Genomic DNA, 7,290 nt, shown 5'->3' with positions numbered 1-7,290 from the left:
ACATTTAAGAATGGTAGAACTAAATCAAGAAGGGGGAAGCGTATCTTGGTTTGGAGTAAAAAGGAATTTTAAATGGAAAGAGCTCGAAGTGATTACTTATGGAGACATTGGGGTAGTAAGGGGGGAAAGGTGGGAAGGAATTTTTTTCTCTAATAAAGCATTGACGCCAAAAGGCAAACGAATGACGACGATCGAGAGAATTTATTTTTCCTTGAACATTTTTGAACAGTTTTTCGTTATTTTTAATGATGAAAAAGAGAAAGAACAAATTATGAATCTGTTGAAAGAATGGGATGTGAATGTTACCACTGACAGAGATTTTGCGCAAAGAAAAGAACATGAACGTATACTGGAAGAAAAAACTAAAATGCGAGAAGAACGTAAAAGGCTTTATGAAGAAAGCAAAAAAAGAAAGCGGTGATATGTAAAATTTAGAATGTATACTTCCAAGCTAGTGTAAATCAAAACCACAGGGGATGGTTGGTATTTTCGACTAACCATTCCCTTTTTGTACTCTTTTTTGAAAGAAGGTGAAAAATGAAGTACCGAATTATAACGATCATAAGCTTTATCGGCAGCGCCGTCATTTCTTTGCTGGGCGGATGGGATAAATCCTTGCAGACCCTGATAATTTTCATGACCATCGACTGGCTGACTGGCGGAATCCTTTTGCCCGTAGTCTTCCAGAAAAGCCCCAAATCTCAAAATGGTGCTTTGGAAAGCCATGCAGGCTGGAAAGGACTTTGTCGAAAAGCGATGACACTATTTTATGTTCTGGTAGGCGCACAGTTAGATTCCCTGATGGGTACAGAATATGTTCGTGACGCTGTATGCATCGGATTTATCTGCAATGAGGCACTTTCCATCATAGAAAACGCCGGCCTCATGGGCATGCCCCTCCCCGAAATCCTCCGAAAAAGCATTGACGCCCTAAAAAGCGAGAAAAATGCATAGAAAAAACCCATCTGTAAAATATTGTCCTCAATCTATGACTTATAAAATTTATTTTATATATTTTTAATATATTTCCTATTTCCAAAAAGCCCAGACTGTGCTAAGATAAACACAAAGCATATTTCTTTCAATTATCAAAGTGCGTTGGCACTATCTTGTATTATCTAAACACATTTCAGAAATCTATGCTTTTAATCCAAAAACATTTAAGAGCAGGAGATTTCGAAATAAGCGTGTTCAGGTCTCCTGGGAAAGGAGTACCTATTATGATGGAACTACAAGCTGACAGTGGAGTACAGGAGGAGCAGAGCATCTTCCCGGTAGCAAACAGGAAGTACAAGGATACTATTTTTCGAATGCTTTTTTCAGATAAGAAAAATCTGCTGTCATTGTACAATGCACTAAATGGGAAAAACTACAGCGATTGTGATCAGCTGGAGATTGTAACATTGGAGAATGCCATCTACATGAGCATGAAAAATGATCTGGCATTTATCCTGGATCTGGCCTTGTTTCTGTGGGAGCATCAGTCTACATATAATCCTAATATTCCCCTGCGTGATCTGATGTATATAGCTAAGGAATACGAGAAGTATATAAAGGAAAAAGGAATTTCCCTGTACTCCAATAGACAGCAGAAAATTCCCGCACCGCAGTTTATTGTATTCTACAACGGGAACCGTAAGATCGGAGAACGTATGGAGCACCGCCTGTCCGATGCATACGAAACATCCAATGGAGAGCCTGCATTGGAACTGAAGGTCCTGGTGATTAATATCAATGAAGGCTACAACCAAAAGTTGATGGAGAGTTGCCAGATCCTGAAAGAATATGCCCAGTACGTATCAAAAGTAAGAACATACAAGAAAACGCTGAGTTTAAATGAAGCGGTAGAAAAAGCAGTGGAAGAATGCATTCGGGAAGGAATTCTGCGGGAATTTCTCCTGGTGAATAAAGCTGAGGTGGTTGCAATGAGTATATTTGAATATGACCGGGAGTGGGAAGAAGAGATTTTACGAAAAGAAGAGTTCGAGGCTGGGAGAGAAGCGGAACGAAAGAATACAGAAAAACAGCGGCTGAACGCAGAAAAAGAACATCGTCGTGCAGAGTCAGAGAAAATACGTGCTGACAATGCGGAAAAGGAACTTTTACTTCTAAAAGAAAAGCTTGCTTTAATGCAAGGCAAGTAAGCAGAAGATTGAATACCTAATTTTACAGGACCAGGGAATGGCAGTACTATGTGCTGATGTTTTCCTGGTTCTATTTTTGATGACGCATAAGGAATATGCAAGAACCCAGATAGCCATTGTTTTCTAGGGCATGTTTGAAAAATCATTCCTGCAATCTGCACGCCCCACTTTGCGGTATATTTCACCCGAATTCGGTTGTCGTAGCCAGGGCACAAAAAAACACCGTCCCCGCGGCAATCGCTTTGTCCGCAAAAACAGTGCTTTCAGTGCGCCTTCAGGGGTTCGAACCCTGGACACCCTGATTAAGAGTCAGGTGCTCTACCAACTGAGCTAAAGGCGCTTTTTTTATTTCGTTGATTTGTTATTTCCTCAACGCAAGATGTATTATAGCATATGGAAGATAAAAGTCAATAGGAATTTTATAATTTTTTTAAATTTTTTCGAAAATATTTACGATTGCTGTCGCCTGGGCAATAAATGCAGTTATTTGCAGGTATTCGAGGGTTAAAAAATCATTTCTGCAAAATGTACACCTCGGCAAATTGTGATGTACACCTTGCAGAAAGTCTTTTTCAAACACGCTCTAAGTAATGGAAGAAAATAATAAAAAATATTTCCTATAACAGCTCCAGAATATCCTCCCTGCTCATGCTGCCAAGCTGTCCCATATCACCGCTGATGATCTGTTCAGCGAGATTTTGCTTGGCGTCCTGAAGCTTCTGGATTTTTTCTTCAATAGTATTTCGGGCAATCAGCTTGTACACCGTTACTTTTTTGGTCTGACCAATGCGGTGGGCGCGGTCTGTGGCCTGATTTTGCACTGCTTGGTTCCACCAGGGATCATAGTGGATAACCACATCTGCTCCTGTAAGATTCAATCCCACGCCGCCTGCTTTCAGGGAGATGAGAAATACAGGGGTAGTGTCCGAATTAAATTGCTTTACCAGCTCCTGACGCTTTTGCTTGGACGTTTCCCCGGTAATAATATAATAAGGAATTCCCTCTTTTTCCAGCTTATCCTGAAGAATGGCCAGCATAGAGGTAAACTGGGAAAACAAAAGCATACGATGACCGCCGTCCATGGCACTCTGGATCAGCTGCATGCAGCCTTCCAGCTTGGCAGCTTCTCCCCGATAATTTTCAAAGCAAAGAGAAGGTGAACAGCAGATCTGTCTCAGTTTTGTAAGCTCAGCAAGGATCCACAGTTTATTTTTATTAAATTCACCCTCGTTCTGCTGGGCGATTTTTTCTTTCATATGTACAACCTGTGCGTCATACAGCTTTTGCTGAGCATCTTCGAATTTGACATAACGGATTTCCTCCAGCTTTTCCGGAAGATCCTTAAGTACATCTTCTTTCAGACGGCGCAGAATAAATGGGGAAACCATTTTCTGCAGGCGCGTCATAGCTGCTTCATCTTCATTTTTTACAATTGGAGTTTCAAATTCCTTCTTGAAGGTATCATATCCATAGAGAAATCCAGGCATTAAATAATCGAAAATACTCCAAAGCTCACTGAGGCGGTTTTCAATAGGAGTGCCGGTAAGGGCATAACGGGTTTGGCTTTGAATCACTTTTACAGATTTGGCAGCTGCAGTTGTGTGATTTTTAATATACTGTGCTTCGTCAATAATTTCGTATAAGAATTCTTTTTCCTCATACTGGTCGATATCTCTTTTCAAAAGGTCATAGGAAGTCACCAGAACGTCGAAATTCTGGTATTCCTGAAGCTTTTTCTGACGCTCTGCCTGACTTCCTGCAATCAGGGAAACCGTTAAAGCAGGAGCAAATCTGGCAAGCTCTTCACCCCAGTTAAAGACAAGAGCCGCCGGGGCGACTACCAGAGAAGTACCCGTTTTTCCCTCAAGCTTTGCAGCGAGAAGAACTGCGATAACCTGCAGTGTTTTTCCAAGACCCATATCATCAGCAAGGATACCGCCAAATTTCCAGGCTTCCAGGGTGCGAAGCCATTTATAGCCGTTTTTCTGATATTGACGCATAATTTTGGAAAGACTTTCCGGTTCTTCGAAATCAGCGTCATTGATAGTCTTAAAGCCTTTTACGATTTCACGGAAATGACGGTCACGGTTGGCATAAATGTTCTCATTGCTTTCCAGCATCTGATCCAGATATAAGGTACGGTATGCAGGAAGGTGCATCTTCCCCTTGACAAATTCTTTGGGGGTAAGGTGGAGGGTTTTCATCAGCTCCGCCAGCATTTCCAGATTTTGCTCCTGCAGGTTTACAAACTCGCCGGATTTCAGCTTGTAATATTTTTTCTTCTGCTGATAGCTTTTCAGGACATCCAAAAGCTCCTGACTGGAAATATCATCTGTGGAAATATTCAGATCCAGAAGCCCTCCGGACAAGGATACGCCCACAGAAACTTTTACTGTTTTCAGGGTGTGCTTGCTTCGGAAACGATTGGTGCAGCGTACCTCACCAAGCTCCATAAGAGCGTCCGTTCCAGATTCCATCATATGATAAACCAGATCCTCTTCTCCGGCACAGTGCAGGACGTCAAAGTCGGCATCATAATAAGGCAGCCATTCCATTGCCTGTCCAAGAACACTGTTTTCCAGAGGAAAATCACGGAATTGTTGCTCCGTGCGAATGCTGTTGTCGAAAAAGGCCTTGCATAAGGAATACTCTTTTTGACCGTAAAAAGAGCTTATTTTGCAGGTGATATTGTCGTCTTCCATATCCAGATAAAATACAAAATGCGCTTCCGGAGTCAGATACTGCCTGAATTTTTCAGGATTTTCTTCCGTAATATCAGCAATATCCTGTAACTGGGGCAGTACATTGTGGTAAAAATTAGATAATGTATTGCGGCCCATCTGGAAATGAAACTGTCCATTGCGGGAAAGGTCTGACAAGGGCTTTGCTTTTTCCATAAAATCAGGTTCTGCTTTGCAAAAGCGGTCATCCTGAATGAAATACGCAAAGTCCATTCCGTGAAATAACTCTGGCAGGCTTCCTTTTACAGTGACACCGTCAAACTGGTTGTTATTTTTGGAAGCATCCAGAATCTGCATGGTGATCCGGGGATTTCCAATAGCACAATGAAGCTGGGCTTTCTTTTTTGCGGCAGAGTCAGATTTATTTTCAAACTCAATTTTGTCCTCCGACAGATTTTCATAAAAGCTGTCCAGGCGCCAGCCAAACAGCTCCAGGGAACTGCCAACATTAAATTTCTTAGGGAGATATGTGCCGGAAGCTTCGATTTTATTAACAAAACGTGCTTCTTCCCGGACAATCTGGTCGATAAAACGGATCCATTTCTGACTTTTTTCCGTAAAATCCTGCAGCTTGTGGCTGATTACCGTGCTTGTTCCGTATTTGACAGTTTCACTGTTATGGACCTGACTGCAGAAATCGTCCAGCTTTTTCACAACAAATAGTTTGTCTGTACCGACTTTAAATGAAACAGATAACTGGCTGTCTTTTTGTGTCAGGCGGGGAATCAGGGAAACACTGGGAGCAGAAGGAGCAGGCTGTTCTTTTTGGGTATTTTTTATCTGTCCTTTTCGATAGGTGGACAGAAGATAATTGCCATTCATATCAGTTGCATCTGCAAAATTATTTTGTTTTACAAAATCTTTGATGTAAAAGGCAAGGGCAGCGGTATACTGGCACTTGGCATTGTCAGAGTACCAGCCCCAGTATTTCCTGCTGCATTCCGGGCAGTAACATTTAGAGTAAGTTATTTCCTTATTATTGAAGATAATTGTTGTATGAAAGGTATCTCTTCCGACATTAAAGACAGCATCTGCCTGTCCGCATCGTTCTCCCAGATGAGAATAGCCGCTTGAGATATCTGAGATGTTTACTTTATTCTGGCGGTAGATTGCTTCGCCATTTTTCTTATCTTTAGCAGAAAGCTTCAAAGATGCAAGAATCTTGTCACCGTCAAAATAAGTATAATTTTTTAGCTTAAGGAGATTTTCTTCTAATGCGGAATCATCTTCAGAATCATTGTTGTTACGGGCACCGCCAAGTAACTGATACATATTATCATTTTGCGTTCCCTTGCTGGTGGTAGTGGGTGAGAGGTTTTTTTTCCATTCTATCATTTTTTCTCTTTCTCTTTCTTATCTTTCGGAAACATGCCGTCTAAAAGTTTAGAGAGTTCGTTGGCGTGTTTTTTGACGCCGGAGAAGCGGTCGTTCATGTTTTTGTGTTCGTAGCGGAACTGGGCAGCATATTTTTGCAGTGGGGTGGTTCGTTTCATAATAAAAATCTCCTGTCGGGGTAGAACCTTCTTTATTACAATATGAAGACACAGAAAAAAGGTGCATACCTGACAGGAGTGTGTGAAATTTATCGGCTGATGATCATTTTACAGATGGGATTTCCCATAGAAGAGAATTTCTCTTCATATTCGGTCATGACATTTCCTTTCATCATTTCTTCGTTGTGATGAAGGTCAAAGGTGTGGGCTTCTAATTTCCATCCGGCTTCCGGAACTTCTTCCAGGGAAAAATCAAAGAGACCGCGGTTGTCGGTTTTGAATTCAATAGTGCCTTCCAGGGTGAGAATCTGGTCATAGCGGGCGAGAAATTCACGGGAAGTCAGTCTTCTGGAGGCATGGCGGGCCTTTGGCCATGGATCGGAGAAGTTAAGATAAATTTTTGCCACTTCCCCTTTTTCAAAAACTTCCGGAAGAAGTCTGGCGTCCATGCGCATGAACATTAAATTGGAAAGATTTTCTCCCTCTTCTGCAAGAGCCTCCCGCTTCTGGATAGCGCGAAGGAGCACGCTGTCATACATTTCGATTCCGATATAATTGATCTCCGGGTGAAGCCGGGCCATATCCATAAGAAAGCGGCCTTTTCCCATGCCTACTTCCAGGTGGATGGGCTGGTTCTGTGGGAAAACCTTGTCCCAGCACCCTTTATTTTCCTGGGGATTCTGGATTACATAAATACTTTCTTCAATGGCGTCTTTGGCGCCGGGGATATTTCTAAGTCGCATAAATGCCTCCTGACATAATGTTTTGATATTTAAAACTGCTGATACAGCAAAAATTAAGACAGATTCATATGGGCTCTGTTTATGATTTCATGCAGACGATATCTGTTTTCATGAAACCTACTATACATGATTTTCCGTGTTTTCGCAATAATAGGATATGGAAGGCAGG

The 7,290-nt window shown here is 41.8% G+C and carries 7 protein-coding genes, 1 tRNA gene and 1 pseudogene; 5 read left to right on the top strand and 4 right to left on the bottom strand.

Annotation, left to right across the window (positions count from 1 at the left end; genetic code table 11):
- The 4 genes and pseudogenes from OCV70_RS17880 to OCV70_RS20275 form a co-directional block, all read left to right on the top strand.
- A partial coding sequence (locus OCV70_RS17880) for a hypothetical protein (RefSeq protein WP_262579959.1) occupies positions 1-421 on the top strand: 421 nt, incomplete at its 5' end.
- Positions 422-537: 116 nt separating this feature from the next.
- Positions 538-954 carry a phage holin family protein gene (locus OCV70_RS17875; protein WP_117851031.1) on the top strand — a complete coding sequence of 139 codons (417 nt, stop codon included), beginning with the start codon at positions 538-540 and terminating at the stop codon, positions 952-954.
- A 266-nt stretch (positions 955-1,220) separates the two neighbouring features.
- On the top strand, positions 1,221-2,144 hold the full coding sequence (locus OCV70_RS20370) for a hypothetical protein (protein WP_195588282.1): 924 nt from the start codon (positions 1,221-1,223) through the stop codon (positions 2,142-2,144).
- Between the two features lie 167 nt (positions 2,145-2,311).
- A pseudogene (locus OCV70_RS20275) lies at positions 2,312-2,446 on the top strand (DUF6783 domain-containing protein); the annotation flags it as partial.
- Here the strand turns inward: OCV70_RS20275 and OCV70_RS17865 are convergent.
- Positions 2,412-2,484: transfer RNA gene (locus tag OCV70_RS17865), tRNA-Lys, on the bottom strand. The pseudogene OCV70_RS20275 and the gene OCV70_RS17865 overlap by 35 nt on opposite strands.
- A gap of 137 nt (positions 2,485-2,621) precedes the next feature.
- On the opposite strand from OCV70_RS17865, the gene OCV70_RS20270 reads away from it, so the two are divergent.
- Positions 2,622-2,735, top strand: coding sequence for a DUF6783 domain-containing protein (locus OCV70_RS20270; protein ID WP_416795317.1), 114 nt, complete (start codon positions 2,622-2,624; stop codon positions 2,733-2,735).
- A 26-nt stretch (positions 2,736-2,761) separates the two neighbouring features.
- On the opposite strand, the gene OCV70_RS17860 is transcribed toward OCV70_RS20270, so the two are convergent.
- The 3 genes from OCV70_RS17860 to trmB form a co-directional block, all read right to left on the bottom strand.
- On the bottom strand, positions 2,762-6,220 hold the full coding sequence (locus OCV70_RS17860; RefSeq protein WP_173767898.1) for a DEAD/DEAH box helicase: 3,459 nt from the start codon (positions 6,218-6,220) through the stop codon (positions 2,762-2,764).
- Positions 6,217-6,378, bottom strand: coding sequence for a hypothetical protein (locus OCV70_RS17855; protein WP_173767896.1), 162 nt, complete (start codon positions 6,376-6,378; stop codon positions 6,217-6,219). Before OCV70_RS17855 ends, OCV70_RS17860 begins: the two co-directional genes overlap by 4 nt.
- Before the next feature lie 89 nt (positions 6,379-6,467).
- Entirely contained in the window at positions 6,468-7,121 is a 654-nt protein-coding gene (trmB, locus tag OCV70_RS17850) for a tRNA (guanosine(46)-N7)-methyltransferase TrmB (RefSeq protein ID WP_173767894.1), read from the bottom strand.
- Positions 7,122-7,290: the final 169 nt, after the last annotated feature.

The sequence above is a fragment of the Blautia acetigignens genome, assembly GCF_025566865.1.
GTDB classification, from domain to species: Bacteria; Bacillota; Clostridia; order Lachnospirales; family Lachnospiraceae; genus Blautia_A; species Blautia_A acetigignens.
This window is presented reverse-complemented; position numbering and strand designations above follow the sequence as displayed.

Excerpts from the sequence above, each read along its gene's own strand:
- OCV70_RS17875 (WP_117851031.1), top strand. The coding sequence starts at position 538 with ATGAAGTACCGAATTATAACGATCATAAGCTTTATCGGCAGCGCCGTC.
- OCV70_RS20370 (WP_195588282.1), top strand. The coding sequence starts at position 1,221 with ATGATGGAACTACAAGCTGACAGTGGAGTACAGGAGGAGCAGAGCATC.
- OCV70_RS20270 (WP_416795317.1), top strand. The coding sequence starts at position 2,622 with ATGCAGTTATTTGCAGGTATTCGAGGGTTAAAAAATCATTTCTGCAAA.
- OCV70_RS17860 (WP_173767898.1), bottom strand. The coding sequence starts at position 6,220 with ATGATAGAATGGAAAAAAAACCTCTCACCCACTACCACCAGCAAGGGA.
- OCV70_RS17855 (WP_173767896.1), bottom strand. The coding sequence starts at position 6,378 with ATGAAACGAACCACCCCACTGCAAAAATATGCTGCCCAGTTCCGCTAC.
- trmB (WP_173767894.1), bottom strand. The coding sequence starts at position 7,121 with ATGCGACTTAGAAATATCCCCGGCGCCAAAGACGCCATTGAAGAAAGT.